The sequence below is a fragment of the Cryobacterium sp. Sr8 genome (assembly GCF_004403225.1).
GTDB lineage: Bacteria > Actinomycetota > Actinomycetes > Actinomycetales > Microbacteriaceae > Cryobacterium > Cryobacterium psychrotolerans.
This window is the reverse complement of sequence record NZ_SOHO01000038.1, coordinates 1-24,677: the sequence shown is the minus strand read 5'-3', so window position 1 is coordinate 24,677 and position 24,677 is coordinate 1. Positions and strand designations below refer to the sequence as shown.

Genomic DNA, 24,677 nt, shown 5'->3' with positions numbered 1-24,677 from the left:
GGAAGGACGAAGAACAATGACGGTCGACGCAACGGCGCCACCCGGCAAACGGATGACGGTACCGCCGCCCAGGGACACCCTGGGCCGGCGGGGCTCGGTCTTCCTCAGCCGGCACCGACGCCTGCGACTGACCCTGCTGCTCTCCGCCCCTCTGTTCTGGCTGGGCCTGATCTACATCGTTGCCCTGGTCGCGCTGCTGATCACCTCCCTGTGGACCGTCGACACGTTCACCGGGCAGATCTCCCAGACCTGGACCCTCGAGAACATCATCACCGTCCTCACCGGTTCGCTGTACCAGACGGTCACGGTCCGCACGGTCGGCGTTGCCCTGCTCGTCACGATCGTCGACATCGTGATCGCCCTTCCCATCGCGTTCTACATGGCCAAAGTGGCCAGCCCGCGCATGCAGCGCATCCTCGTCATCGCCGTACTGATGCCGCTGTGGGCGAGCTACCTGGTCAAGGCGTACGCCTGGCGGTCGGTGCTGTCCCAGGAGGGGATCCTGAACTGGCTGCTCGCCCCGTTCGGCGGGGAGAGCCCCGGGTACGGCCTGCCGGCGACGATCATCACCCTGTCTTACCTGTGGCTGCCGTACGTGATCCTGCCGATCTACGCCGGTCTCGAACGTGTTCCCGACTCGCTGCTCGAGGCGTCCAGCGACCTCGGCGGCAAGACGGCGTCGACCCTGCGCCTGGTCGTGCTCCCGATCATCTGGCCGGCCATCATCGCCGGCTCGATCTTCAGCTTCTCGCTCTCGCTCGGCGACTACATCACCGTGAACATCGTCGGCGGAGCCAACCAGCTCCTGGGCAACCTCGTTTATACCAACGTGGGCGCCGCCAACAACCTGCCGCTCGCCGCGGCGATCGCACTCATCCCCATCGTCATCATCTTCGGCTACCTCGCCACGGTGCGGCGCACGGGCGCCCTGGAAAACCTGTAGGAGACACGATGAGACTGAGTCGAGCGGCGCGCGGCATCCTGGGCGGAATGACCGTGCTCGTGCTGGCGGGCATCTACCTGCCCCTGTTCGTTGTGTTCGTGAACTCGTTCAGCACCAGCACAAGCCTCAGCTGGCCGCCGCCGGGCTTCACCCTCGAATGGTGGGCGAAGGCGTTCCGCAGCGAGGGGGCACTGGACGCGCTGGTGACCAGCGTGCAGATCGCCTCCGTCTCCACGCTCATCGCGCTCGTGCTCGGGACGCTCATCTCCCTGGCCCTGCAGCGGTACTCCTTCTTCGGACGCGAGGCCGTCAGCCTGCTGGTGATCCTCCCGATCGCCCTGCCCGGCATCATCACCGGTATCGCGCTGAACAACGCCTTCCGCACCATCCTCGGCGTGCAGCTGTCGATCTACACGGTGATCGTCGCCCATGCCACCTTCTGCATCGTCACCGTGTTCAACAACGTGATCGCGCGTCTCCGGCGGCTGGGAACGAGCATCGAGGACGCGTCCGCAGACCTCGGCGCCGGCCTGTGGACCACGTTCCGGCTGATCACCTTCCCCCAGCTGCGCTCGGCGCTCTTCGCCGGCGGTCTCCTCGCCTTCGCGCTCAGCTTCGACGAGATCATTGTGACGACCTTTACCGCGGGAGCCGGGGTGAAGACCCTGCCCCTCTGGATCCTGGACAACCTCTTCAGGCCGAACCAGGCCCCCGTCGTCAACGTCATCGCCGTGGTGCTCGTCATCGTGTCGATCGTCCCGATCTACATCGCCCAGCGCATTGCCGGGGCGGAAAAGATCGTGCGCTGAGGCCGACCGCCGAGCCCGCGCGTGAGCCGGTGTGCGGCCCCGCCCCCGGTGGGTTAGGGTCATCCTGATGAGTAGGCAGGACGGCAGCAACCGAGAGGTCACGACCACCCCGGTCGATGACTCTCGAGCGACCATGCTGCACGTCGACCTGGACGCGTTCTTCGCCTCGGTCGAGCTCCTCGACCACCCCGAACTCGTCGACCGGCCGGTCGTTGTGGGCCACCGTTCCGGCCGGTCGGTCGTGACCGCGGCCAACTATGTGGCCCGGCGGTACGGCGTGAATTCGGCCATGCCGATGTCCCTCGCGCTGCGCCGCTGCCCCGACGCGGTCGTGCTGGAGCCGCACATGAGCCGCTACCAGGACTTCTCCCGGCGCGTCATGGCCATCTTCAACGATGTGACCCCGCTGGTGGAACCGCTCGGGATCGACGAGGCGTTCCTCGACGTGGCCGGGGCCCGGCGCATCCACGGCTCTCCCGCCGAGATCGGCGCGCTGATCCGGCGGCGGGTGGAGACCGAGACCGGGCTCACCTGCTCGGTCGGGGCCGCGTCCACGAAATTCGTCGCAAAGCTCGCGTCCGGCCGGGCGAAACCCAATGGCCTGCTCGTCATCCCCGCCGACGACACGATCGCCTTCCTGCATCCGCTGCCGGTCGGCGCGCTCTGGGGCGTCGGGGCGACCACCGAGCAGACCCTCCTGCGGCTCGGCTTGAAGCGGATCGGCGATATCGCGAACACCCCGTTGTCCGTGCTCCAGGCCGGGGTCGGGGAGGCGGCCGGCCGCAAGCTGCACGACCTCGCCTGGGGGCGGGACCCTCGCGCCGTCAGCGTGGACCGCGAGGAAAAGAGCATCGGCCATGAGGTGACCTTCGAACACGACGTGACGGATGTCGCCCGCCTGCGCAGCGAGATTCTCCGGCAGGCGGATGCGGTGGCCGCCCGCCTCCGCGGCGCCGGCCTCGTGGGCCGCACGGTCGTGCTGAAGGTGCGTTACGCCGACTTCAGCACGGTCACCCGCTCGCGCACCCTGCCCGAGCCCACCAACGTGGGCCGGCGCATCTACGAGGAGGTCGTCGCCGTCTTCGACGCCCTTGCGGCCTCCGGAATCCGGGTGCGGCTGATCGGGGTGCGCGTGGAGCAGCTGGGATCCGGGGACGGAGCGGGCCTCGGCCTGTGGGATCCCGACGACGACTGGCGCGAGGCGGAACTCGCCGTTGACACGGTGACCGCGCGCTTCGGGCGTGGCGCGGTGAAGCCGGCCTCGCACCTCAAACCCGACAGGGGGTAACCTGAGCGGCATGACCAACCTTGTGCTGAAGCTCGCAGAAAATGCTCGATCCGTCGGTGTGCGATCGGCCTACGGCGATCCGATCCAGGTGGAGGGAGTCACGCTCGTCCCGGTGGCACTCGTCCAGTATGGTTTCGGCGGCGGTGACGCCGGGGAGACCGAAGGCGGGGCCGCGGGCGGTGGCGGCGGCGGGATGTCCGTGCCGATCGGCGCCTACGTCAAGACGGGCAACACGGTGCGTTTCGACCCGAACGTCGTCTCGTTGCTCGTGGTGGCGATCCCGTTCGTCTGGGTCGCCGGCCACGCGCTTTCCCGCGTGATCCGCGCACTGAAGAAGTAGCCGCGCTGAAGAAGTAAGCCGCGCCGGGGATTGGCCGCGCCGACGGTCAGCCGGCGGGCGCTTCCCGGCCCGGCTCGGGCAGGAAGACGTCGGGAACCCCGTCGAGGTCGGCGTCCGTGTTCTCTTTCTCCTGGATCCGGCGGTAGTGGCGGTTCCTCGCGCGCAGCAGCACGGTGGCCAGCAGCGCCGCCAGCAGCGAGCCCGAGAGGATCGCCACCTTGGCGTGGTCGTCCTCCGCGCTCCCGTGGCCGAACGCGAGCTCGCTGATCAACAGGGAGACCGTGAACCCCACCCCGGCGAGCACGGCCACTCCGACGATGTCCACCCAGGCCAGGTCGGGGTCGAGTGAGGCCCTGGTGGTCTTCGTCACCAGCCAGGTGGCGAGCAGGACCCCCACCGGCTTGCCGAGAACGAGCGCCGCCATGATCCCGAGGGCCACCGGGTCGCTCAGCGCATCCACCAGGCCCTGGCCGCCGCCGATGGCGACGCCGGCCGAGAAGAACGCGAAGATCGGCACGGCCACCCCCGCCGACAGCGGGCGGAAACGGTGTTCAAAGGATTCGGCCAGGCCCGCGCCGTCGCCGGTGCCGCCGTCCCGGCCGCGGGCCAGCACCGGAACGGCGAAGCCGAGGAGAACGCCGGCCACGGTCGCGTGGATGCCCGAACCGTGCACGAGCGCCCAGGTCATGGCGCCCAGCGGCAGCAGAATGAGCCACGCCGCGAACGCCCGCGCCACGAAGAACTCCGAGTATCGATGCGCCAGGAACGCGTAGAGGGCCAGGGGCAGCACCGCGAGCAGCAGCGGGACGACCTGGATGTCGGCGGAGTAGAAGAGCGCGATGATCACGATCGCCAGCAGGTCGTCCACGACGGCCAGGGTCAGCAGGAAGATGCGCAGGGCGCTCGGCAGGTGGGAACCGATGACGGCCAGGACGGCGACGGCGAAGGCGATGTCGGTGGCCGTGGGGATGGCCCAGCCGCGCAGGGCGCCGGCGCCGCCGCCGAGGTTGATCGCGACGAAGACCAGTGCCGGGACGATGACCCCGCCGACCGCGGCCGCGACGGGCACGACGGCACGGCTGACGACGCGCAGTTCGCCGGCCACGAATTCACGTTTGAGCTCCAGCCCGGCCAGGAAAAAGAAGATGGCCAGGAGGCCGTCCGCGGCCCAGGTGCCGAGACTGAGCCTCAGGTGCCACGGTTCATAGCCGACCTCAAAGTCGCGATGGGCGAAGTAGAAGGGCGCGGCCGGGGTGTTGGCCAGGACCAGCGCGACAACGGTTGCGGCCAGCAGCAGGGCGCCGCCCACGGTCTCCTTGCGCAGGATCGACGCGACGCGCAGGTACTCGGGGTAGCTGCTGCGGCCGAAGATCCGGGCCCTGGCGGAAGGCTGGGGGGTGAGCGATGGTTGAGTCACAGGGGAAATCCTCTGGGTTTCGGCACACGTTCTGCGCTCGAGTTCCGGGCGCACTGAATGAAATGCCGACCAGACTTCCCGGCTCACCAGTATCCAGCGTACACGCGGCTAGGACCGTCGTCGCCGTCCCAGCCGGGGCAGCCGCCACGGTCCACGCACCGGGAGCCCTCGGCGGATCCGGCGTCGGCGCAGGATGAACGATCGCATCAGCACCAGCAGGACGGCGGCCAGGATCAGGGGGACGGCGACGCTCATCCGGGGCGACCGGGTGCGCCGACGCCGGTGGACTCCATCCTGCGAGTCTAGGCGGGTCTATAATCGAAGCGAACACGGGAGTCCGGTTGACCGGGCTGAGAGGAAGCTACCTGGCTTCGACCGTCGAACCTGATCTGGATCATGCCAGCGCAGGGAGGCAAATAATCTCGTAACCCGTGCCCTGTATTCACTACGGAAAGGGCACGACAAGTGCATGCAACAACCACCCCCCGGATTCCCGCCCAGACGACGGCCCGCAAGCCGCGCAACCTGAGGTGGCGGGTCGTCGACATCGTCGTCGCCAGCGTCATCGGCGTCGCCAGCGGACTGATCTTCTTCGCCTGGAACACCGCCTACGTTCCGCTCAGCGCCCCGCTCACGCCCCTCCTTCCCGGCCTGCAGGCCCTCCTGGGCGGCGGATGGCTCTTCGCCGGGGTGCTCGGCGGCCTGATCATTCGCAAGCCAGGGGCCGCGCTCTACACCGAACTTCTCGCTGCCGTCGTGTCCACGCTGATCGGCAACCAGTGGGGTCCGCTCACGCTCGTCTCCGGGCTGGCCCAGGGACTCGGTGCGGAGCTGGTGTTCGCGGTGTTCCTCTACGCCAACTACCGTGCGTACGTCGCCGTCCTGGCCGGCGCCGGGGCGGGCCTGGCCCTCGCGATCAACGACCTGGTGCTCTGGTACCCCGGCTCGGCCGCGGCGTTCGCGACGATCTACACGGTGTCCGCCGTCGTGTCCGGCGCAGTGATCGCCGGGCTGCTGTCCTGGCTGGCCATGCGCGGCCTCGCCAGGACGGGGGCACTCGGCCGGTTCGCCGCGGGTCGCGAGATTCGCGCCGACGTCTAGTCGCACTGATGACGCCGCCGGCAGCACCAGACCTCCGCGTTGCGGGGGCGTCGATCGACGCCTCCGGCTGGGGCTGGCGTCATGCCGGACGGCGGGCGTGGGCGGTCAGGGACCTCGACCTCCGCATCGACCCGGGCGAGCGGGTGTTGCTGCTCGGCGCATCCGGGGCGGGGAAATCCACCCTCGTGCACGCCCTGGCCGGGGTGATCGGCGCCGCCGAGGAAGGCGAGGAACGGGGGCGGCTCCTCGTCAACGGGAGCAGTCCGGCCGACGCGCGCGGGCAGGTGGGGCTGGTGATGCAGGACCCGGATTCCCAGGTGATCCTCGCCCGGGTCGGCGACGACGTCGCGTTCGGCTGCGAGAACCTCGGTGTGCCGCGGGAGGAGATCTGGCGCCGGGTGTGCGACTCGCTCGCGATGGTCGGACTCGACCTGCCCCTCGGCCACCCCACCTCCGCGCTGTCCGGCGGACAGAAGCAACGCCTCGCCCTGGCCGGAGTGCTGGCGATGCGTCCGGGGCTGCTGCTGCTCGATGAACCCACGGCCAACCTCGATCCGTCCGGCGTGCTGGAAGTGCGGGAATCGGTGGCCCGGGTGCTCGAGCACACGGAGGCCACCTTCGTCGTGATCGAGCATCGGGTCGGCGTGTGGCAGCACCTCGTCAACCGCGTCATCGTGCTCGACCCGGCCGGGGGAGTCCTGGCCGACGGCCGGCCGGGCGATGTGCTCCCGGCGGAGGGCGACCGGCTGTCGGCTTCCGGGGTGTGGGTTCCGGGCATCGCGCACGACCTCCCCGCGCGGCGCCGGACGCCGCAGGCATCCGCTCGCCTCCTCGGAACGCAGGCGCTCGCCATCGCGCGTACCCGGGATGCGGTCGTCGCACGCGACATCGAGGTTGAGGTCATCGAGGGGGCCGCGCTGGCCATCACCGGACCGAATGGGGCGGGGAAGTCCACGCTGGCCCTGACCCTGGCCGGCCTTCTGAAGCCGGCCGCCGGTCGGGTGCTCGCGGACCCGCGCTTGTCCGGCGGAGCCCCGGCCGAACCGATCCGCTGGACGTCCCGCCAACTGCTCACCCGCATCGGCACGGTGTTCCAGGACCCCGAGCACCAGTTCGTGGCCGGCACGGTCCGAGCGGAGCTGGCCGTCGGGCCCCTCGCGCTCGGACTCCCGGAGCCGGTGATCTCTGCCCGGGTGGACACCCTGCTGCAGAGGCTGCGAATCGACCACCTCGCGGAGGCGAACCCGTTCACCCTGTCCGGAGGCGAGAAGCGCCGGCTGTCGGTCGGCACGGTCCTGGCCACCCGGCCCGGTGTGCTCGTGCTCGACGAGCCCACCTTCGGCCAGGACTTCCGCACCTGGCGGGAGATCGTGGCCCTGCTCGCGGAGCTCATCGACGCCGGCACCGCCGTGGTCGCCGTGTCGCACGATGCCGAGTTCGTGGCGGCACTGGCCGACAGCGAATACCGCCTGGCCGGCAGCCTGGATGCCCGGCCCGACCGCCTGGTGACGCTGTGACCGCGACCGCGACCGCGACGCCGGGGAACCGGGGAATCCTGCGGGTCAACCCGGTGGCCAAGCTGGCGGCGGCGCTCCTCCTCGCGGGGGTGCTCGTGCTGACCATCGACTGGGTTTCGGCCGCCGTCGCCCTGGCCTGCGAGCTGGTCCTGTTCTTCTGGGCCGGGATGTCCTTTCGGATCTTTGTGCTCCGCACCCTCCCCGTCTGGCTGGCCGCACCGGCCGCCGGGCTGACCACGCTGCTCTACGGGCAGGCAGCGGGCGCCGAATACTGGCAGTTCGGCCTCATCCAGATCACGGACGGGTCGGTCGAACTGGCCGTGGCAACGCTGCTGCGCGTGCTCGCGATCGGGCTCCCGGCTGTTGTCCTCTTCGTCACCGTCGACCCGACGGACCTGGCCGACGGACTGGGGCAGGTCGTCAGGCTGCCGGCGCGGTTCGTGCTGGGCGGGCTGGCGGCACTGCGCCTGGTCGGGCTGCTGATGGAGGACTGGCGCGCCCTCGAGCGGGCCAGGCGGGCCAGGGGCATCGCGGATCGCGGCGTCATCCGGCGACTGGCCGGCCAGGCCTTTGCGCTCCTCGTGCTCTCCATCCGCCGCGGCAGCAAGCTGGCCACGGCCATGGAAGCCAGGGGATTCGGCGGAACGACCACCCGAACCTGGGCGAGGCCGTCGGATTTCGGCCGGCGCGAGGTGGCGCTGATCGGGCTGGGGCTGTTCGTCGGCGCCCTGGCGGTCGCCGTATCGGTTGCGACCGGAAGCTGGAACTTTGTCCTCGGCTGAGACGCCCGTCGCGGCCGTGCTTCGCGCGCTTGCCGGGGCCGGTCCGACTCCCGTCGTCCTGATCGACGGTCCGAGCGGGGCGGGCAAGAGCACGCTGGCCGACCAGCTCGTCGCCGCGTGGCCGGGCACGCGGCCACCGACCCTCGTGCGCCTGGACGACATCTACCCCGGGTGGCAGGGCCTTGATGCCGCCGTCCGGCAGGTCACCCGGTGCGTGCTTGAACCGCGGCAGGCCGGTCGGGCCGCTGCCTGGCAGCGCTACGACTGGGACAGGGGAGAGCCCGCCGAGTGGCACCCGGTGGACCCGGCGAGCCCGCTCATCGTGGAGGGGTGCGGGGCGCTGGCCGCCGCGCACGCCGCGCTCAGCGACATCCGGGTCTGGCTCACCGCGGACGACACGGTTCGCAAGGCCAGGGCCATCGCGCGCGACGGCGAGGTCTTCCGCACGCATTGGGACCAGTGGCAGCTCGAGTGGGAGCACTACCGGGCGAGGGAGAATCCGGAGCGTTGGGCCACGCTGCGGCTCGGCGGAGAGGGCGCAATGCCCGACTCGGCCGCGCCGTTTCAGCGGGAATCGCCCCCGCCGGGCTAAGTTGGATCCATGACCAGTCCTGATGCAGAAAACGTTGTCTACACTGCCGAGTTCATCGACGGGCCCCTCGAGGGCCAGACCGACACTCGCGTTCTCCTGCACGGGAAGCACGATGCGCGGATCAGCATGCTGGCCGCTGTCGGCGGAATGGAATCGCTGTTCTGGTACGACGAGGTCGACAGCCGCGACGTCCAGGGGCGCGCGCACGTTCGCTACCGTTTCGACGCCGGTGACAGCGACCCGTTCGAGTCGACCGAAGAAACCGACTGACCGACTGACTGCCTGGCCTAACCCGCCCCAGCGCCGACCACCCCGCGCCGAACTGTGAGTTCGGCACCTTCGCCCAGCCCGGGAAGGTGCCAAACTCACAGTTCGGCGATGGTTAACCCCGGTGGTCGAGCGTGTCGAGACCGGAGCGTGTCGAGACCCGGGCCGGCTAGTCCCGTGACGCGATCAGCGCCGCGATCACCGGTACCGGGTGGAGCAGGCGCCAGCCGAGACCGGGATCGCTGATCGCGCGGTCGAGCACGAGCGGCGACGAGACCAGGCTTCCCGCGGCGTCGGTGGAGACGCGCCCGACGACCTTGCCGGCGCGCCCGGTGGAGAACGTGTCGAGCTTCACGGTCGCGCCGTCTGAACCCGCGCTCTGCCAGGCGACCTGGGTCTTCGCGGTCCGCACCACTCCGGATGCCGTGTCGCCCCAGATCGATTCGAAGCGGACGTAGGCGTCGCCCTTGGCCAGGAGGGGCAGCTCGCCGATCCCGGCCTGTGCGCTCTCCATCAGGGCGGTCAGGTCGCTCGTCAGCGTGTCGTAGTCGGGTTCGCCGACGAACGCACCGGCGAACGTGAAGCTGGAATCGCCCGCATCCACCCGGGCGGTGAACAGGAAGCAGACGCCGGCGGCATCCGTGTAGCTGCGCGAAATGCCGATGATGCCGAGCTCCGGCAGATACGCCGTCGTGTTGTCCACCCCGCGCCGGCCGGCGAGCGATGACGCCGGGGCGGCGATGATCTCGGCGATGATCGGATCGGCCGCGGCGATCGCGGCCAGGCGGGCCAGGTCGGTGGCGGTTCCGGCCGTGGCGGAGTCCAGGCCGGTCGCGTCGGCCATGTGCGTGGCGCCCAGGCCGTTCTTCGTCAGCCAGGCGTTCGCGGCGGTCAGGTATTCCGGCACCGAGCCGTACGCCCACCGGGCCAGGGTGTCGGCGTGATTGTTGCTGGAGCCCAGGACCAGCGACTGCAGTAGCTCCCGCTCGGTCCAGCTCTCACCGGGAAAGACGGCGACGGTCCTGGCATAGGACGCGCTGTAGTCGATGTAGTCCTGGTAGTCCGCGGCGGAGATGGTCAGCTTCGGTCCGGCATCTCCCGCGCCCAGCGGTTTGGCGTCGAGCACGACGAGCGCGGTGACGATTTTGGCCACCGAGGCCATCGGGAGCGCGTCGGTCTTGCCGCCGACCCCGATGGGTTCCGTGGCTGGCGTGGAATCGACGACCTCCGAGCCCGCGGCCGCCGTGCCGATGGCCGTGACCGCGCTCGCGCCGGCGGCCGGCAGCCGCGGAGGTGCGGGCTCTGCGGCCGCCGCGGGTGTCGACAGGGTCGCCCTGACCGCGGGAAGCGGCCCCAGCAGGGTCGCCGGTCCGTAGACCCCGACGGCCAGGATCACCAGCGTGCCGGCTGTAACACCAATGAAGCGGCCGGGCCGGAATCTACTCATGGGCTCAGGCTAACCCCGGGGAAGTCAACCCCAGCCGAGCTCGTGCAGCCTGTCGTCATCTATCCCGAAGAAGTGCGCGATCTCGTGCACGAGGGTCACGTGCACCTGGTCGCGCAGTTCGTCGAGGTCGGCGCAGAGGTCGAGCAGCGGTTCGCGGTAGATGACGATCCGGTCGGGCATTTCGCCGAAGCCGTACTGCCCGCGTTCGGTCAGCGACACTCCGTCGTAGAGTCCCAGCGTGTCCAGCGTGCCGTTCTCCGGGCGGTCTTCGACCACGAAGACGACATTCTCGAGCCCGTCGAGCATGTCGTCGGGCAGCAGGTCGAGCTCGTCGATGACGAGACGCTCGAATTCCTCCGGGGTGAGCTGCGGCATCCGTTCAGCATCCCACAGCGCGGTCAGTCGCCCTTCACATTGATGAGCTGGCGGAGCGTGTGCCGGATCTCCACCAGGTCGGCGGAGTCCTGCATCACGCGATCAATCGGCTTGTAGGCCTGGGGGATCTCGTCGATGAATTCCGCCGTGTCGCGGAACTCGATGCCGGCCATCGCCTCACGCAGTTGCCTGAACGTGAACGTCTTGCGAGCGGCGGTGCGGGAGTACTCGCGGCCGGCCCCGTGCGGTGACGAATTCAGCGAAAGCGGGTTGCCTTTGCCGACGACAACGTATGAGGCGGTCCCCATCGAACCCGGAATCAGCCCCGGCTTGCCCGGGCTCGCGTCGATCGCGCCCTTCCGAGTCAGCCACACGTCCTTGCCGAAGTGATGTTCCCGCTCGGTGAAGTTGTGGTGGCAATTGATGCGCTCCTGCTCGAGGGACGGCACGCCGGTCCACCTCTCGAACTGCATGACGACGCGATCCATCATCTCCTCTCGGTTCAACAGCGCGAAGTGTTGCGCCCAGCGCATCTCGGCGATGTACCGGTCGAACTCCGGCGTGCCCTCGACCAGATACGCGAGGTCCGGGTGGGGCAGCTTGATCGAATGCGCGGATGCGTAGCGCCGGGCGATCTCAATGTGGTGCAGTGCCAGCTTGTTGCCTACACCACGCGAACCGGAGTGCAGGAACAGCCAGACGCGGTCGTGCTCGTCCAGGCTGACTTCGATGAAGTGATTCCCGCTGCCGAGGGTGCCCAATTGAAGCCGCCAGTTCGGTGAGTAGGCCGCCGGATCGAAATGCGCCTCGGTCGCCGCTCGTTCGAGCGTGCGGCACCTGGCCGCGGCCGACGGGGTCAGAACAGCGTTGTAGTGGCCGGCCGAGAGGGGGATCGCACGCTCGATGGCCTCGCGCAGGGGGCGGCGGTCAGCGGGGAGGTCACCAGCGCCGAGCTGCGTGCGGACCGCGATCATCCCGCAGCCGATGTCCACGCCCACAGCGGCCGGGATGATGGCGCCGATCGTGGGGATGACGGATCCGACGGTCGCGCCCTTGCCCGGATGCGCGTCGGGCATCAGGGCGAGATGGGGAAAGATGAACGGCAGCGAGGCTGTCGTGATCGCTTGCTCGCGCGTGACCGGGTCAAGGATCGACGCCCAATTCAGCAGCTTCGGGTTGATTTCTTCCATGCCGGCATCTCTCGTCCGGAGGCAGCATACGCCTCCCGCGACGGGGATGCCCGGTGGACGATCAATCTATTGGGGTGAGTAACGGGGCTTGAACCCGCGACCTCCTGGACCACAACCAGGCGCTCTACCAGCTGAGCTATACCCACCATGTGTGCTCACATCGCAAGCGACGTAGGCAACTCAAGAATTCTATTACACCTTCGGACCAAAATTGGACACGGCCTGCGCGGAATGCACTTTCGCCTCGACGCTCGTGGGCCCGGGGTCGGCCACGAAGACGCTCTGGCGGTAGTAGGCGAGTTCCCGAATGGATTCGAGGATGTCGGCGAGGGCGCGGTGGCCGCCGTCTTTCGCGGGCGCGTTGAAGTAGGCGCGCGGGTACCAGCGGCGGGCCAGTTCCTTGATCGACGACACGTCGACGTTCCGGTAGTGCAGCTGTTTGTCGAGGCGCGGCATGTACCTGGTGAGGAAGGCGCGGTCGGTGCCGATCGAGTTGCCGGCGAGCGGTGCCTTCTGCTCTGCGGGAATGAACTGGAGAATGTATTCGAGCACCTGGAACTCGGCCTCCGCGACGCTGACCCCGTTCGGGATCTCGTTGATCAGGCCGGACGACGTGTGCATGTCGCGGACGAAATTGCCCATGTTCGCCAGGGCCGACGCATCCGGCTTGATCACGATGTCGAGGCCCGGGCCGATGAGGTTGAGGTCGAAGTCCGTGATCACGACCGCGATTTCCACCAGTTCGTCGTTTTCCAGGTCGAGACCAGTCATTTCACAGTCAATCCATACCAACCGGTCACCGCTAATTGTCATAAGACAAGTCTACCGGTGGGCGCCGACAGGCCCCGCGCGGGTGTCGGGGCGGTGCAGGGACGGGAGATCGCGCAGTTCGCGCCTCCGTAGACTAAGGGGGATGCCAACGACACTTGCGGTTCTCCTGATCATCAATGCGGCCTGGGCCTTCATCGTCTGGCCGCAGTTCTTCCGACGGGTGCGGCGCGACGAACGCGCCCGCGACGCGGCCGGCAAACCGACCAGATTCCTGGTCGTCCACGCCGTGCTGATCGGCATCTCCCTGCTGCTGGCGGTCGTCTCCGTCGTCATCGCGACGATCTTCCTGATCACGGGCTGACCGACCATGGAACTGATCTTCTTCTCCTCCGCATTCTGTGAGCCGTGCATGCAGACCCGGGCGGTGCTGGCCGAGGCGGCTCGGCTGGTGCCCCAGGCGACCGTGCGGGAACTGGATGTGGCCAGGGACGTCGCCGAGGCCGAGGCGGAGGGTATCCGCACCACGCCGACCGTGATCGTGAAGAACGCCGCCGGAACCGAGGTGTTCCGCGCCTTCGGCGTGCCGACGCTCGCCCAGGTGCTCGTCGCCGCCGCGAAGGCGCTCTGACCTTTCTCATCTTCCGCCCTGTCACCTTCCGCCCGCCCGTCGTGGCGTGGGACGGGCCGAGTCTCCGCCTGCGGTATCGTTGAACCGCGTTTCCCGCCCCCGTAGCTCAGTGGATAGAGCAGCGGCCTTCTAATCCGCTTGTCGTAGGTTCGATTCCTACCGGGGGCACCATCCAGCAAGACCTGTGGGAGGGTCGGTCATGGCATATCCGCTGATCACCGAACGGCTCAGCATCGCGCCCCTGGCCGGCGCTGACGCCGTGGCCTTCGCCCGGTACCGGCAGGAACCGGGCGTTGCCTTGTACCAGTCCTTGGTCGGCCGATTTCTCCGAGGCCGCCGCCTTGAGCATCGTCGCAGGTCAGCCGGCGGGCGATCTGCCGGGCGCCGTGTTGCGGAAGGCCGGCCTGCGGCAGGAATGCAGGCAGGTGGAGGCCGACTGGTTCAAGGGGGAGTGGACGACGCTCGACACGTACGCGCTTCTCGGGCGGGAGTGGCCGCGGGGAGCCGCGCGCGGCTGAGGGCGCGAAGGTGCTGGGCCCGGTCGCCGCGTTCGCCTTGATAGATTCGGTTCATGCGAGAACTTCAGGCGCGAATCATCGCCGAACTGCACGTGACCCCCACCATCGACCCGGCCGCCGAAGTCAGCCGCCGGATCGGATTCCTCAAGGACTACCTGCTGCGCACGGGGGCGAAGGGGCTGGTGCTGGGCATCAGCGGCGGCCAGGATTCATCCCTGGCCGGACGCCTCTGCCAGCTGGCGGTCGACGAACTCGGCGCCGAAGGTCATCCGGCGTCGTTCACGGCCGTGCGCCTGCCCTACGCGGTGCAGCGGGACGAGGCTGATGCCCGGTTGGCGCTGGACTTCATCCGCCCGCAGACGGTGCTCACCTTCAACATCGAACGCGCGGTCGACGGTTTCGAAGCGGAGTTCCAGCACAGCACCGGCGAGGACCTGACCGACTTCAACAAGGGAAACGTCAAGGCGCGTGCACGGATGATCGCCCAGTACGCCCTCGCCGGGGCGCGGGGCCTCCTGGTCGTGGGGACCGACCACGCGGCGGAGGCCGTCACCGGGTTCTTCACGAAGTACGGAGACGGCGGAACGGACATCCTGCCACTGGCCGGCCTGACCAAGCGGCAGGGGCGTTCGCTCCTCGTCGCCCTCGGGGCGCCGGAGCGGCTCTACCTGAAGCCGCCGACGGCAGACCTGCTCGACGACCAGCCCGGCCAGACCGACGAAGCCAACCTGGGCCTGCGGTACGAAGACATCGACGACTACCTCGAGGGGAAATCCGTCGACCAGGGCGTCGCGGACGCCCTGGAGACGAGGTTCCTCAGCACCGAACACAAACGGAACGTTCCCGCCTCCCCGTTCGACGCGTGGTGGCGCTGAGCCGGCGGTTCTACGGCTGGGGGGGAGTCGAGACGGGCCCGGTGGGAACGTAAGGATCCGCCGAACGGACGTCAAGCGCCTCGACGTCGTCGAGCAGCTGCTGGGTCTCCGTCGACGGTGTCGCCGGCGTATAGCCGAGCGGCGCGTAGCTGATCGGTGCGCGGCTGACCTGGGAAGTGCCGGCCGGGGCAGTGCCGGTCTGGGAAGTGCCGGCCTGGCCATCGGCGGACTGCGCGGCCTCCGTCTGCCGGACGTCTCCCTGCGCAGCACTGCGCCCCGCCGCGTTCGCGTACACCGCGTCGTCCTCGTAGTCCTGGCTGACCGGTCGTGCGTTGACGGTCGAATCGGCCTGCGTCGTGGCCGGTTCGAACTGCCGGGGCGTCGACGCGGATTCGGTTTCCAGCCGGGTGAAGTCGTCATGGTGCTGCTGGGCAACCCAGGCGTCTCGTTCGGCGAGGAGGCTCTTCTCTGAGCTCGTGTCCTGGAGCTTCCAGCGATCGAGGTCGCCCTGGAAGATCTTCCGGGCCCGTGACGGCTTGTTCTGCCAGTCGACCAGGCGGTCGCGGAACTCTGCGACGGCGGGCTCGAGCTGGTAGCCGAACGTGGCCGAGGTCCGCTTGAGGTCGGCCAGCTGGTGGGCGGCCCAGTTCGCGGCGATGCCGGCTCCGCGGATCGGCAGCAGACGCAGCTGGATGTCCGCGTGTCCGACGGCGCGGTCGGACATGACCTGCTCCTGCGCGGTCAGCGAGTTCCAGACGGAGGCATCGGCGGCCGCATCGACGAGCGTGCTGATGACCGCGGCTTTGAGTTCGCGATCGCGCTGGTCGAGCAGGCCCCTGACCGCTCCACGGGAGATCCATGCCGCCAGCACGCTGGCGACGATGAGGGCAACGACGAGCACGACAGCACCGAAGATGACGGGCTGGTTGCTGATGGCCGTGAGCCAGGATACGAAGTTATTCCACCATTCCATGAGCCGAATGTACCGGGCCCGCGTGGCGTTCTGCGGGAAGGGCGGCGGCGTGCCCCGAACTGGTGCCAGGCGAATGCGGGATCAACGGAAGCAGTCCGCCGCGTCGTCGATCCGCCAGAACTCGCCCAGGTGGATGCTGCGTGCTGCCTGCACGATGCGGCGCGCGGCGAAACGTTCCCCGCGGGCATCCGCTCGGCGTTCGATGTGGCCGAGGACGGCGCCCGACCGGCCGGTCACCCGCCACAGCCCGTCTTTGACCGGGACGAGGCTGGGGCCGCGGGTTGCGGTTGTCGTGATCATGGAATCCTCCGAACTTTCAGCCGGCCGCTGGGGTTTTCCTCAGGTTAGGCTCGGCCACCGACATTCGTCCGCGCTTCAGTCGGGCGGGCCCTTCGCGAGCGCGAGATCCTGGCTCGCCAGGTCCAGGTCCACTGCCTTGTTGGACCGCGCCGTTTGCGCGACGACGATGCCGATCAGCACGAGCACGGCTCCCGCCGCCTGCACGCCGGTGAGCGATTCACCCAGCCACAGGAATGCGAACGCGAACGCAAAAATGACCTCGGATGCCGAGACCACGCCTGCGGCGGTGGCGTTCAGCCTGCCGAGTGCCATATAGGAGAGCAGATACGGCGCGAAGGATCCGAACACGCCGTTCCAGAGCAGAATGCCCCAGAGCGGGAAGGACACCGAACCCATGTTGCCGCCGAGGGACGTCTGCTGGGTGAGGATCGCCGGGTCGATCTGCCACCAGGCGCTGAACAGGAGCCAGAAGGCGCTGGCGAACAGCATCGACCAGAACGCCACCGCCAGTGGGGAGGTCGTGGCGACCTGGCGCTCGCCGACCAGGAAGTACACGGCCAGGCAGATCGCCGCCAGGATCCCCGCCACGACGCCGGGTGCCGACAGCCTGCTCGCCCACACCTCGGCGACGATGGCCATTCCGATCAGCACGAAGACGATGGCCACCCAGATCCGCGATTTCACCTTCTCCTTGAAGACGAAACGAACCACGAGGGCGATGAGCAGCACCCCGGAGTACTCGAGCATGAGTGCGATCCCCACGGGCAGCAGGCTGATCGCCACGGCGTAGAACCACTGGATCAGGGCGACGCCCGCGACACCGAGGAGAGCCATCACGGCCAACTGGCTGCGGTCGATGCGGAACGCCGCGCGGTTCGTGGCGAGCAGCAGTACGCCGGCGAGCAGCGCGATGATGGTGACCCGGGCGAAGGTGAGCTGCGCGGGGGAGAGTCCGGCCTCGACGATGACCTTGGTGGTGCTTCCGTTCAGCCCGAAGAGGAGCGATGCGACCAGCGCGAAGAGGTAGCCCACCCCGCTAACCGACGGATGTGCCGTGCACGGCGTGTGGTTCGATGGCTGCGATCTCGTCTTCGCTCAGCGCCGGGGCCTCCAGTGCGGCGACGTTCTGCTCCAGCTGCGCAACGCTGCTCGCGCCGATGAGTACCGAGGTCACGGACGGCTGCCGCAGGATCCAGGTCAGGGCCAGCTGCGCGAGGGTCTGGTGGCGTGCGGCGGCAATTCCGTTGAGCGCACGCACCCGGCCGAGGTACGTGTCGGACAGGGCCGACTCCGACAGGAATCCGCTGGTGGCGATGCGGGAACCCGCCGGCACCCGGCCGTCGAGGTACCGGTCGGTCAGGAGCCCCTGCGCCAGCGGGGAGAAGACGATGCTGCCGACGCCGAGTTCGTCGAGGACCGGGAACAGCCCGTCCTCGATGTGACGGTCGAACATGGAGTAGCGCGGCTGGTGGATGAGCAACGGCACGTTGTGCTCGGCCAGGGCGGCCGCGGCCGCGCGGGTCTGCTCGGGGTCGTAGCTCGAGATCCCCGCGTACAGGGCCTTTCCCTGCTGCACGGCGGTGGCCAGGGCGCCCATCGTCTCCTCGATCGGGGTGTTCGGATCCGGCCGGTGCGAGTAGAAGATGTCGACGTAGTCCAGACCCATCCGGCCGAGGCTCGCGTCGAGGGACGAGAGCATGTACTTGCGGGAGCCCCATTCGCCGTACGGGCCCGGCCACATGTCGTACCCGGCCTTGCTGGAGATGATCATTTCGTCCCGGTAGGGCCGGAAGTCCTCGGCGAAGATCCGGCCGAAGTTGGTCTCGGCGGCGCCGGGGGGCGGACCGTAGTTGTTAGCCAGGTCGAAGTGGGTGACTCCGAGGTCGAAGGCGCGGCGCAGGATGGCCCGCTGGGTGTCGATCGGGCGCTCGTGGCCGAAGTTGTGCCAGAGGCCGAGGGACACGGCGGGGAGCTTGAGGCCGCTCCGACCGGTGTGACGATAGTCCATGGCGGCGTAGCGGTCATCAGCGGCAACAAAGGTCATGGAGTTACTCTAGAGGCGTGCAAACTTTCGTAGTAGCAGGTGGATGTTTCTGGTGTCTCGACGCCGTGTATCGGGTTTTGCGTGGGGTGAGTGACGTCGTCTCCGGGTACACCGGCGGTGAGGTCCCGAACCCGAGTTACGAGTCGGTGTGCACCGGTCGCACCGGGCATGCCGAGGCCATCGCGGTGACGTTCGACCCCGAGGTCATCCCGGCCGAGGTGATCCTGGACGTGTTCTTCACCCTCCACGACCCGACCCAGCTGAACCGGCAGGGCGCCGACGTCGGCACCCAGTACCGGTCGGCGATGTTCTACGCGGACGACGAGCAGAAGCAGCTCTTCGAGACGGCGCGCGAGCGAGCCAACGGCTGGTGGGACGGCGGCATCGTCACCACGATCGAGCCGCTCGGCGAGTATTTCGTCGCCGAGGACTACCACCAGGACTTCTTTGCGAAGAACCCGGGCCAGGGCTACTGCATGGCCGTTGCCCTGCCGAAGGTGAACAAGGTCCGCAAGTCGTACTCGCAGTACATCGTCGCGTAGCGATCCGCGGCTCGTCGTCCTGGGCCGGCTGGTTCTCCACAGCCTGCCGGTTCGGTGGAATTGCCCGGATGCCGGGCGGTCGCTCCCGCGCGCCCTCGAGGCGAGCACACTCGTCGTACGCGGCCCGGGTGTGACAAAACTGGCACGAGTGGTTGTTCCCGGGTCGCGCGCACGGGGCGTCCGCCCTGCGCAGGCGTTCGTGCAGCTGCTCGCGCAGCTGGTCGTGCAGGGAGGCACATCATCGTGCAGGGAGGCACATCATGACGAGCGACACCATGACCCTGACGGGAATCGTGGCGACGACGCCGCGGCACCTGGTCACGAGTTCCGGTTTGGCCATCACGTCTTTCCGGCTGGCGTCCGGGCAGCGCCGGTTCGACCGCAAACGCAACGCCTGGGTGGATGCCGACCCGAATTGGTACACCGTTTCGTCCTTCCGGCAGCTGGCGCACAATGTGGTGGCGTCGGTCAGGAAGGGTCAACATGTGGTGGTGACCGGCAGGCTGCGCGTGCGCGACTGGGAGAATGCGGATCGAAACGGAACATCGGTCGAGCTCGAGGCGGACGCGATCGGCCATGACCTCACCTGGTGCACGACGGCGTACGTGCGCAGTGCGCCTGCGGCCGCGCCGGCGCCGCGGCCTGCGACGGAACAGGAGGACCCGGAGCCGGACGCCTCGGAGCCGGGCGCCTCGGAGCAGGGCTTTCCGGAGCCGGGCGCCGCGGAGCCGGCAGAGCCCGGCTCGTTTGCTCCCCGCGGGACGCCGAGCCTCGCGACCCTAGACTCGTAGGGTTGGTCGCGTCGCGGCCGCAGGAGGGCGACGCGTGCCGGGTACAGCAGGAACGAATCCGACGAGCGGTCGTCGCCACTCCATCATCGGCGCGGCAGCGCTGACCGCTCTGCTGATGGCCCTCGGCCTCACCGCGTGCTCGGCAGATTCGCCGCCACCCACCCGGGCGAGCTCGGCCGGCCCGAGCGCCGGCCCAAGCGCAGGCCCGCCCCCCGCGGCCGAGCCGGTTCCGGACCCGACACTGGCACCCCGGCTGAGCGCATCCGAAAACCTCGACTACTTCGACTTCATCGCCGCCGGGGTGCTCCGGGCGGACCCGGCGGCCGGCGGAAAGGCCTTCATCGACGGCCTCGTCGCCGGCGGCTTCGACAAGAAGACGATGGAAGTCACCTTCGACCGCACCCAGGCCGACCTCGCCGCGGACTCCATCCAGTTCTCCGTGCGGGTCAACGACGAGTGCCTGATCGGGCAGAACGGACCGGCGACCGGGGGCTACCACAGCATGGTCGCGGACGTGCTCGGCTCAGGCACGTGTCTCGTGGGCGGCACGCGGCAAATAGACTGGTAGATATGGCCGAATTTATTTACACGATGGTCCGAGCGCGCAAAGCGGTTGGCGACAAGCTCATTCTCGACGACGTCACGATGTCGTTCTTCCCCGGCGCCAAAATCGGCATCGTGGGGCCGAACGGCGCGGGTAAGTCAACGATCCTCAAGATCATGGCCGGGCTCGACACCCCGAGCAACGGCGAGGCCAAGCTCAGTCCCGGCTACACCGTGGGCATCCTGATGCAGGAGCCCGAACTCGACGAGACCAAGACGGTCCTCGAGAACGTGCAGGAGGGCGTCGGCCCGATCAAGGCCAAGGTCGACCGTTTCAACGAGATCAGCCTCGCGCTGGCCGAACCGGACGCCGATTTCGATTCCCTGCTCGCCGAAATGGGGACGCTCCAGGAAGCGATCGACGCCGCCGACGCCTGGGACCTCGACTCCCAGCTCGAACAGGCCATGGACGCCCTGCGCACGCCGCCGGGCGACCTGTCCGTCGTGGATCTCTCCGGTGGAGAGAAGCGCCGGGTGGCGCTGACCAAACTCCTCCTGCAGAAGCCGGACCTGCTGCTCCTCGACGAACCCACTAACCACCTCGACGCCGAGAGCGTGCTCTGGCTCGAGCAGCACCTGGCCCAGTACGCCGGCGCCGTGCTCGCCGTCACCCACGACCGGTACTTCCTCGACCACGTCGCCGAGTGGATCGCCGAAGTCGACCGCGGCCACCTGTACCCGTACGAGGGCAACTACTCGACCTACCTCGAGAAGAAGCAGGAACGTCTGCTCATCGCCGGCAAGAAGGACGCCAAGATGGCCAAGCGTCTCGCCGACGAGCTCGACTGGGTGCGCTCCAACGCCAAGGGCCGCCAGGCCAAATCGAAGGCGCGCCTGGCGCGCTACGAGGAGATGGCCGCCGCCGCCGAGAGCACCCGCAAGCTCGACTTCGAGGAGATCCAGATCCCGGTCGGACCGCGCCTCGGCGCCCAGGTCATCGACGCGAAGAAGATCAAGAAGGGCTTCGGCGACCGCGTCCTCATCGAGGATCTCTCCTTCACCCTGCCGCGTAACGGCATCGTCGGGATCATCGGCCCCAACGGTGTGGGTAAGACCACCCTGTTCAAGACGATCGTCGGACTCGAGCCGCTCGACGAGGGAGAGCTCAAGATCGGCGAGACGGTCACCATGTCCTACGTCGACCAGAGCCGCACCGGCATCGACCCGAACAAGACGCTCTGGGAGGTCGTCTCCGACGGCCAGGATTACATCCAGGTCGGCAAGACCGAGATCCCGTCGCGTGCCTACGTCTCCACATTCGGCTTCAAGGGACCCGACCAGCAGAAGAAGGCCGGCGTGCTCTCCGGTGGTGAGCGCAACCGTCTCAACCTCGCCCTCACCCTCAAGCAGGGCGGCAACCTGCTGCTGCTCGACGAGCCCACCAACGACCTGGACGTCGAAACCCTCGGCTCGCTCGAGAACGCGCTGCTCGAGTTCCCCGGCTGCGCCGTGGTCATCACTCACGACCGGTGGTTCCTCGACCGCATTGCCACGCACATCCTGTCCTACGAGGGCACCGACGAGGACCCGGCGAACTGGTACTGGTTCGAGGGCAACTTCGAGTCGTACGAGCAGAACAAGATCGAGCGACTCGGCCCGGATGCCGCGAAGCCGCACCGGTCCGCCTACCGCAAGCTCACCCGCGACTAGGAGCATCCGGATGAAGCTGCACGTCCCGATCTCGCTGCGCTGGTCCGACCTTGACGCGTACGGCCACGTCAACAACGCGGAGATGCTGCGCCTGCTCGAAGAGGCGCGCATCCAGGCGTTCTGGGTGACCGACGAGACGGGCGGCTCGATGCTCGGGGCGAGCACCGCGGTGCTCGACGGCAAGCCGGGGGCGGCGACGCTCACCCTCATCGCTCGGCAGGAGATCGAGTATCTCGCGCCGGTGCCGTACATGAGGCAGCCGCTGGACGTGCGTCTCTGGCTGGGCAAGCTCGGCGGGGCGAGCCTCGAGGTCTGCTACGAGGTGTGGAGCCCGGCCGGCCTCGAACCCGCGCTCCTGTACACGCGGGCGAGCACCACGATCGTGCTGGTGGATGCCGTGAGCGAGCGCCCGCGCAAGATCAACGACGTCGAGCGGGCGGCCTGGACGCCGTACCTCGACGAAGCCATCGCGTTCACGCGGCGTTGACGAGGTAGCGGCTTTCCCCCGGGGGTGTCGGCCGGCTAGCCGGCCAGCACCGAATCCCCGTCGATCGTGACGGTGACCTTGTCGAGCGGCCGGGGCGCCGGGCCGCCCAGCACCTCGCCGGTCGTGGCGTCGAACCGTGATCCGTGGCAGGGGCAATCGAACTCGGCGTCCTTCGGGGCGACTACGCAGCCCTGGTGCGTGCAGACGGCGCTGAAGGCGACGACCTCGCCTGCGGTCGGCTGGGTGAGGAGGATCGGTTTCTTGTCCAGGGTGACCGCGATCGAGCCGCCCACCGGGATATCCGCCAGTTTGGCGATCTCGACCGGCGTTCCGGTTCCCTTCGATGACGTGTCGGGGGACCCGGGCTGCGCGCATCCGGCCAGGGCGACAGCAGCCGTGCCGGCGCCTCCGATCAGGATGACGGCGCGGCGTGAGACATCCGGTGCGTGCGGCATGCTGGTTCCTTCCGGGATTTCGACCACGACCAGACTGGCACGTCTGCGCGCCGCGGCGCTACGCTCGCCGGCCGGGGCCGTCAGTCGACCTTCTTCGGCAGGCGGACCATCCCCTCCTGGGCGACGGTCGCCAGGAGGATGCCGTCCCGGCTGTAGATGCTGCCCGTGGACAGGCCCCGGCCGCCCTGCGCGGTCGGGGAATCCTGCAGGTAGAGCAGCCATTCGTCGACGCGGCCGAACCGGTGCCACCACATCGCGTGGTCCAGGCTCGCCACCTTGAGGCCGGGGGTGGCCCAGGGCAGGCCGTGGCGGCGCAATACGGGCTCCATGATCGAGTAGTCGCTGGCATAGGCGAGGGCGGCGCGGTGCAGGTCAGGGTCGTCCGGCATCGGGCCGAGGGACTTCATCCACACGCCCTGCCGCCCGGTGCGCGCGCCATTCACCGTGAGGTAGATCGGCGAGGGAATGTGGCGCATGTCGAAGGGGCGCTCATTGGCCCAGTACCTGGCCACCGAGTGGTCGAGGTGGCCCAGGGTCTCCTCGGCCGACGGCAGGGACTCGGGGTCCGGGATATCCGTCGGCATCTCGATCTGGTGCTCGAGACCGTCGTCCGTGTCCTGGAAAGAAGCGATCATCGACAGGATCGGCAGGCCGTCCTGGTAGCACTGCGTGCGCCGGGTCGAGAACGAGCGGCCGTCATGGATCCGCTCGACCGAGAAGGTGATCGGCTGGGCCACGTCCCCCGGCCGCAGGAAGTACCCGTGCATGGAATGCACGTGGCGGTCGTCCGGCACGGTGCGCATGGCCGCGACGAGGGACTGGGCGAGCACCTGTCCGCCGAAAACGCGTCCGTGCGGCATCCACTGGGAGACGCCCGTGAAGATGTCCTCGCTGGTGCGGGCACCCGTGTCGGTGAGATCCAGGGCGGCCAGGAGGCCTTCCATCGGCGTGTTCATGGCTTCTCCTCGGTGCTTGCTTGCGTGCTTGCTTGCGTGCTGGCTTGCGTGCTGGTTTCGGTGCTGCCCAGGAACCCGGCGTGAGCCCCGTCGTATCTTGGTAGTTTAGAAGCAGATGAGCCAGTCATTTTCCCTCACAGACTCCCTGTCCCTCGCCGACCTCCAGGTCTACCTCTCCCGCGCCGGTCGTGTGGAAGACGGAGCAGTCCGCCTGATTTCCGCCGCCGGCGTGCTCGCCGTGTACACCGCGATCCTCTATCCGCGCGGCCTGCTCGACTCGAGCCCCACCGTGCTGGGCCTGCGCACCTTCGCCCTGACGGAACCGGTCGAACTCGACGCCGTCGTCCCGGTGCGGTCGTTGCTGGACCGGGTCGCCCGCCTCACCGGGGCCGTCGTCGACCCGGGCGCCCCGGTCGCCGTCACGGTGCCGCTGGAGGTGAGCACGGTCACCTGGGCCGGGATCTCGCCGCCCCGCGGCGGCTGGCAGTCGCAGGGCGAGGCGGATGCCGCCCTCCTGGAGAACGCCGCTCGTGCCGGAATCGACGAGGTCGCGGCATCCATCCCGGCCGGGACCGGCGAACAGATCGTGCAGCGCGTGCGCTCCGAGGTCTGGGGCCGCCCGGTCGAGGGACTCGAATTCGTGCCCAGCGGCGCCGCATTCGCCGCCTACAGCCTCGGCTTCCTCGCTCCGGACGAGCCGGTCGCGCTGTTCGAGACCGGCCCCTGGACCCGGCTGAGCACAAGCCGCGGCCACATCCTTGTGCGCCGCAAGCCCTGGACCCTCAAGGCCTGATCCTCTCCTTCCCCTCCCTCCTTCCCCTCCCTCCTTCCCCTCCTTCCTTCCCCTCTCCGCGAAACCGCAGTTGTGCGCCTTAAAACGCCCGTTTAGCGCGCACAACTGCGGTTTCCGCGCGATGTCAAGCTGAGTGGAGCCACTCGGGTTAGTTTGTGACGGCTGTGTCGGGGATGTTGATTCCGACGGTGCCGGCTGGTGCGGGTGTTCTTGGTCGCGCGCG

The 24,677-nt window shown here is 68.6% G+C and carries 31 protein-coding genes, 2 tRNA genes and 1 riboswitch; of the genes, 20 read left to right on the top strand and 13 right to left on the bottom strand.

The window, feature by feature from the left end; genetic code table 11:
• Positions 1 to 16 precede the first annotated feature (16 nt).
• The 4 genes from E3T54_RS06230 to E3T54_RS06215 all read left to right on the top strand — a co-directional run bounded on the left by E3T54_RS06230 (position 17) and on the right by E3T54_RS06215 (position 3,380).
• A complete protein-coding gene (locus E3T54_RS06230; protein WP_134475005.1) occupies positions 17 to 943 on the top strand; it encodes an ABC transporter permease in 927 nt (308 codons plus the stop codon).
• 8 nt (positions 944 to 951) lie between these two features.
• Entirely contained in the window at positions 952 to 1,752 is an 801-nt protein-coding gene (locus tag E3T54_RS06225) for an ABC transporter permease (protein ID WP_134475004.1), read from the top strand.
• A 67-nt stretch (positions 1,753 to 1,819) separates the two neighbouring features.
• Entirely contained in the window at positions 1,820 to 3,040 is a 1,221-nt protein-coding gene (locus E3T54_RS06220) for a DNA polymerase IV (protein WP_134475003.1), read from the top strand.
• A 10-nt stretch (positions 3,041 to 3,050) separates the two neighbouring features.
• Positions 3,051 to 3,380, top strand: a complete 330-nt coding sequence (locus E3T54_RS06215; protein ID WP_092324967.1) for a hypothetical protein — start codon at positions 3,051 to 3,053, stop codon at positions 3,378 to 3,380.
• 46 nt (positions 3,381 to 3,426) lie between these two features.
• Here E3T54_RS06215 and nhaA read toward each other — a convergent pair whose 3' ends face one another.
• Together nhaA and E3T54_RS16730 are read right to left on the bottom strand one after the other, a co-directional pair.
• Complete coding sequence (gene nhaA / locus E3T54_RS06210) at positions 3,427 to 4,806, bottom strand: Na+/H+ antiporter NhaA (RefSeq protein WP_370255015.1); 1,380 nt, start codon at positions 4,804 to 4,806, stop codon at positions 3,427 to 3,429.
• 99 nt (positions 4,807 to 4,905) lie between these two features.
• On the bottom strand, positions 4,906 to 5,052 hold the full coding sequence (locus tag E3T54_RS16730; protein WP_166804850.1) for a hypothetical protein: 147 nt from the start codon (positions 5,050 to 5,052) through the stop codon (positions 4,906 to 4,908).
• Between the two features lie 64 nt (positions 5,053 to 5,116).
• A riboswitch (TPP riboswitch) is annotated at positions 5,117 to 5,225 on the top strand.
• Positions 5,226 to 5,262: 37 nt separating this feature from the next.
• On the opposite strand from E3T54_RS16730, the gene E3T54_RS06205 reads away from it, so the two are divergent.
• Genes E3T54_RS06205 through E3T54_RS06185 form a run of 5 tightly spaced genes read left to right on the top strand, consistent with a single transcriptional unit; the run spans position 5,263 to position 9,059 of the window.
• Entirely contained in the window at positions 5,263 to 5,898 is a 636-nt protein-coding gene (locus E3T54_RS06205; protein ID WP_134475001.1) for an ECF transporter S component, read from the top strand.
• Positions 5,899 to 5,906: 8 nt separating this feature from the next.
• On the top strand, positions 5,907 to 7,415 hold the full coding sequence (locus tag E3T54_RS06200; RefSeq protein WP_134475000.1) for an ABC transporter ATP-binding protein: 1,509 nt from the start codon (positions 5,907 to 5,909) through the stop codon (positions 7,413 to 7,415).
• Positions 7,412 to 8,197 (top strand): energy-coupling factor transporter transmembrane protein EcfT, encoded by a 786-nt coding sequence (locus tag E3T54_RS06195; RefSeq protein WP_198414441.1) that lies wholly within the window; start codon positions 7,412 to 7,414, stop codon positions 8,195 to 8,197. The genes E3T54_RS06200 and E3T54_RS06195 overlap by 4 nt, the downstream gene beginning before the upstream one ends.
• Complete coding sequence (locus E3T54_RS06190; RefSeq protein ID WP_241977088.1) at positions 8,184 to 8,789, top strand: ATP-binding protein; 606 nt, start codon at positions 8,184 to 8,186, stop codon at positions 8,787 to 8,789. Before E3T54_RS06195 ends, E3T54_RS06190 begins: the two co-directional genes overlap by 14 nt.
• Positions 8,790 to 8,798: 9 nt before the next feature.
• Positions 8,799 to 9,059 carry a hypothetical protein gene (locus E3T54_RS06185; RefSeq protein WP_134474999.1) on the top strand — a complete coding sequence of 87 codons (261 nt, stop codon included), beginning with the start codon at positions 8,799 to 8,801 and terminating at the stop codon, positions 9,057 to 9,059.
• Between the two features lie 166 nt (positions 9,060 to 9,225).
• Here E3T54_RS06185 and E3T54_RS06180 read toward each other — a convergent pair whose 3' ends face one another.
• The 5 genes from E3T54_RS06180 to orn all read right to left on the bottom strand — a co-directional run bounded on the left by E3T54_RS06180 (position 9,226) and on the right by orn (position 12,881).
• Positions 9,226 to 10,503, bottom strand: coding sequence for a hypothetical protein (locus E3T54_RS06180; RefSeq protein ID WP_134474998.1), 1,278 nt, complete (start codon positions 10,501 to 10,503; stop codon positions 9,226 to 9,228).
• Positions 10,504 to 10,527: 24 nt separating this feature from the next.
• On the bottom strand, positions 10,528 to 10,878 hold the full coding sequence (locus E3T54_RS06175) for a metallopeptidase family protein (RefSeq protein WP_092323723.1): 351 nt from the start codon (positions 10,876 to 10,878) through the stop codon (positions 10,528 to 10,530).
• Between the two features lie 23 nt (positions 10,879 to 10,901).
• Complete coding sequence (locus E3T54_RS06170; RefSeq protein ID WP_134474997.1) at positions 10,902 to 12,068, bottom strand: RtcB family protein; 1,167 nt, start codon at positions 12,066 to 12,068, stop codon at positions 10,902 to 10,904.
• Positions 12,069 to 12,138: 70 nt separating this feature from the next.
• A tRNA-His gene (locus E3T54_RS06165) sits at positions 12,139 to 12,214 on the bottom strand.
• Between the two features lie 46 nt (positions 12,215 to 12,260).
• Positions 12,261 to 12,881: an oligoribonuclease gene (gene orn, locus E3T54_RS06160; protein ID WP_134474996.1), complete on the bottom strand. Its 621-nt coding sequence runs from the start codon at positions 12,879 to 12,881 to the stop codon at positions 12,261 to 12,263.
• Positions 12,882 to 12,981: 100 nt separating this feature from the next.
• Here orn and E3T54_RS06155 point away from each other — a divergent pair, with 100 nt between their 5' ends.
• The 5 genes from E3T54_RS06155 to nadE all read left to right on the top strand — a co-directional run bounded on the left by E3T54_RS06155 (position 12,982) and on the right by nadE (position 14,860).
• Positions 12,982 to 13,200, top strand: a complete 219-nt coding sequence (locus E3T54_RS06155; RefSeq protein ID WP_134474995.1) for an SCO4848 family membrane protein — start codon at positions 12,982 to 12,984, stop codon at positions 13,198 to 13,200.
• Between the two features lie 6 nt (positions 13,201 to 13,206).
• On the top strand, positions 13,207 to 13,467 hold the full coding sequence (locus tag E3T54_RS06150; protein WP_134474994.1) for a thioredoxin domain-containing protein: 261 nt from the start codon (positions 13,207 to 13,209) through the stop codon (positions 13,465 to 13,467).
• A gap of 95 nt (positions 13,468 to 13,562) precedes the next feature.
• Positions 13,563 to 13,638, top strand: a tRNA-Arg gene (locus E3T54_RS06145).
• A 170-nt stretch (positions 13,639 to 13,808) separates the two neighbouring features.
• Positions 13,809 to 13,985 carry a hypothetical protein gene (locus E3T54_RS16725; protein ID WP_166804849.1) on the top strand — a complete coding sequence of 59 codons (177 nt, stop codon included), beginning with the start codon at positions 13,809 to 13,811 and terminating at the stop codon, positions 13,983 to 13,985.
• Positions 13,986 to 14,038: 53 nt separating this feature from the next.
• Positions 14,039 to 14,860: an ammonia-dependent NAD(+) synthetase gene (nadE, locus tag E3T54_RS06140; RefSeq protein ID WP_134474993.1), complete on the top strand. Its 822-nt coding sequence runs from the start codon at positions 14,039 to 14,041 to the stop codon at positions 14,858 to 14,860.
• A 10-nt stretch (positions 14,861 to 14,870) separates the two neighbouring features.
• On the opposite strand, the gene E3T54_RS06135 is transcribed toward nadE, so the two are convergent.
• The 4 genes from E3T54_RS06135 to mgrA all read right to left on the bottom strand — a co-directional run bounded on the left by E3T54_RS06135 (position 14,871) and on the right by mgrA (position 18,177).
• Complete coding sequence (locus E3T54_RS06135) at positions 14,871 to 15,833, bottom strand: hypothetical protein (RefSeq protein ID WP_134474992.1); 963 nt, start codon at positions 15,831 to 15,833, stop codon at positions 14,871 to 14,873.
• Positions 15,834 to 15,914: 81 nt separating this feature from the next.
• Entirely contained in the window at positions 15,915 to 16,133 is a 219-nt protein-coding gene (locus tag E3T54_RS06130; RefSeq protein WP_092323735.1) for a hypothetical protein, read from the bottom strand.
• 75 nt (positions 16,134 to 16,208) lie between these two features.
• Positions 16,209 to 17,165 carry a DMT family transporter gene (locus E3T54_RS06125; RefSeq protein WP_092323737.1) on the bottom strand — a complete coding sequence of 319 codons (957 nt, stop codon included), beginning with the start codon at positions 17,163 to 17,165 and terminating at the stop codon, positions 16,209 to 16,211.
• Between the two features lie 4 nt (positions 17,166 to 17,169).
• Positions 17,170 to 18,177, bottom strand: coding sequence for an L-glyceraldehyde 3-phosphate reductase (gene mgrA, locus E3T54_RS06120; protein ID WP_134474991.1), 1,008 nt, complete (start codon positions 18,175 to 18,177; stop codon positions 17,170 to 17,172).
• A gap of 17 nt (positions 18,178 to 18,194) precedes the next feature.
• On the opposite strand from mgrA, the gene msrA reads away from it, so the two are divergent.
• The 5 genes from msrA (at position 18,195) to E3T54_RS06090 (ending at position 22,250) form a co-directional block, all read left to right on the top strand.
• The gene (msrA, locus tag E3T54_RS06115; protein ID WP_134474990.1) at positions 18,195 to 18,719 is read left to right on the top strand and encodes a peptide-methionine (S)-S-oxide reductase MsrA; all 525 of its coding nucleotides are present in this window, start codon (positions 18,195 to 18,197) and stop codon (positions 18,717 to 18,719) included.
• 260 nt (positions 18,720 to 18,979) lie between these two features.
• Positions 18,980 to 19,510: a single-stranded DNA-binding protein gene (locus E3T54_RS06110; RefSeq protein ID WP_198414440.1), complete on the top strand. Its 531-nt coding sequence runs from the start codon at positions 18,980 to 18,982 to the stop codon at positions 19,508 to 19,510.
• Between the two features lie 34 nt (positions 19,511 to 19,544).
• A complete protein-coding gene (locus E3T54_RS06100) occupies positions 19,545 to 20,078 on the top strand; it encodes a hypothetical protein (protein ID WP_241977086.1) in 534 nt (177 codons plus the stop codon).
• A gap of 2 nt (positions 20,079 to 20,080) precedes the next feature.
• Positions 20,081 to 21,763 carry an energy-dependent translational throttle protein EttA gene (gene ettA / locus E3T54_RS06095; RefSeq protein ID WP_092323744.1) on the top strand — a complete coding sequence of 561 codons (1,683 nt, stop codon included), beginning with the start codon at positions 20,081 to 20,083 and terminating at the stop codon, positions 21,761 to 21,763.
• Positions 21,764 to 21,773: 10 nt separating this feature from the next.
• Positions 21,774 to 22,250 (top strand): thioesterase family protein, encoded by a 477-nt coding sequence (locus E3T54_RS06090; RefSeq protein WP_092323745.1) that lies wholly within the window; start codon positions 21,774 to 21,776, stop codon positions 22,248 to 22,250.
• A 35-nt stretch (positions 22,251 to 22,285) separates the two neighbouring features.
• On the opposite strand, the gene E3T54_RS06085 is transcribed toward E3T54_RS06090, so the two are convergent.
• Both E3T54_RS06085 and E3T54_RS06080 read right to left on the bottom strand, forming a co-directional pair.
• A complete protein-coding gene (locus tag E3T54_RS06085) occupies positions 22,286 to 22,705 on the bottom strand; it encodes a ubiquinol-cytochrome c reductase iron-sulfur subunit (RefSeq protein WP_134474988.1) in 420 nt (139 codons plus the stop codon).
• An 80-nt stretch (positions 22,706 to 22,785) separates the two neighbouring features.
• The gene (locus E3T54_RS06080; RefSeq protein WP_241977085.1) at positions 22,786 to 23,661 is read right to left on the bottom strand and encodes an acyl-CoA thioesterase II; all 876 of its coding nucleotides are present in this window, start codon (positions 23,659 to 23,661) and stop codon (positions 22,786 to 22,788) included.
• A gap of 115 nt (positions 23,662 to 23,776) precedes the next feature.
• On the opposite strand from E3T54_RS06080, the gene E3T54_RS06075 reads away from it, so the two are divergent.
• Positions 23,777 to 24,454 (top strand): hypothetical protein, encoded by a 678-nt coding sequence (locus tag E3T54_RS06075; protein WP_134474987.1) that lies wholly within the window; start codon positions 23,777 to 23,779, stop codon positions 24,452 to 24,454.
• The last annotated feature ends 223 nt before the right edge of the window (positions 24,455 to 24,677 follow it).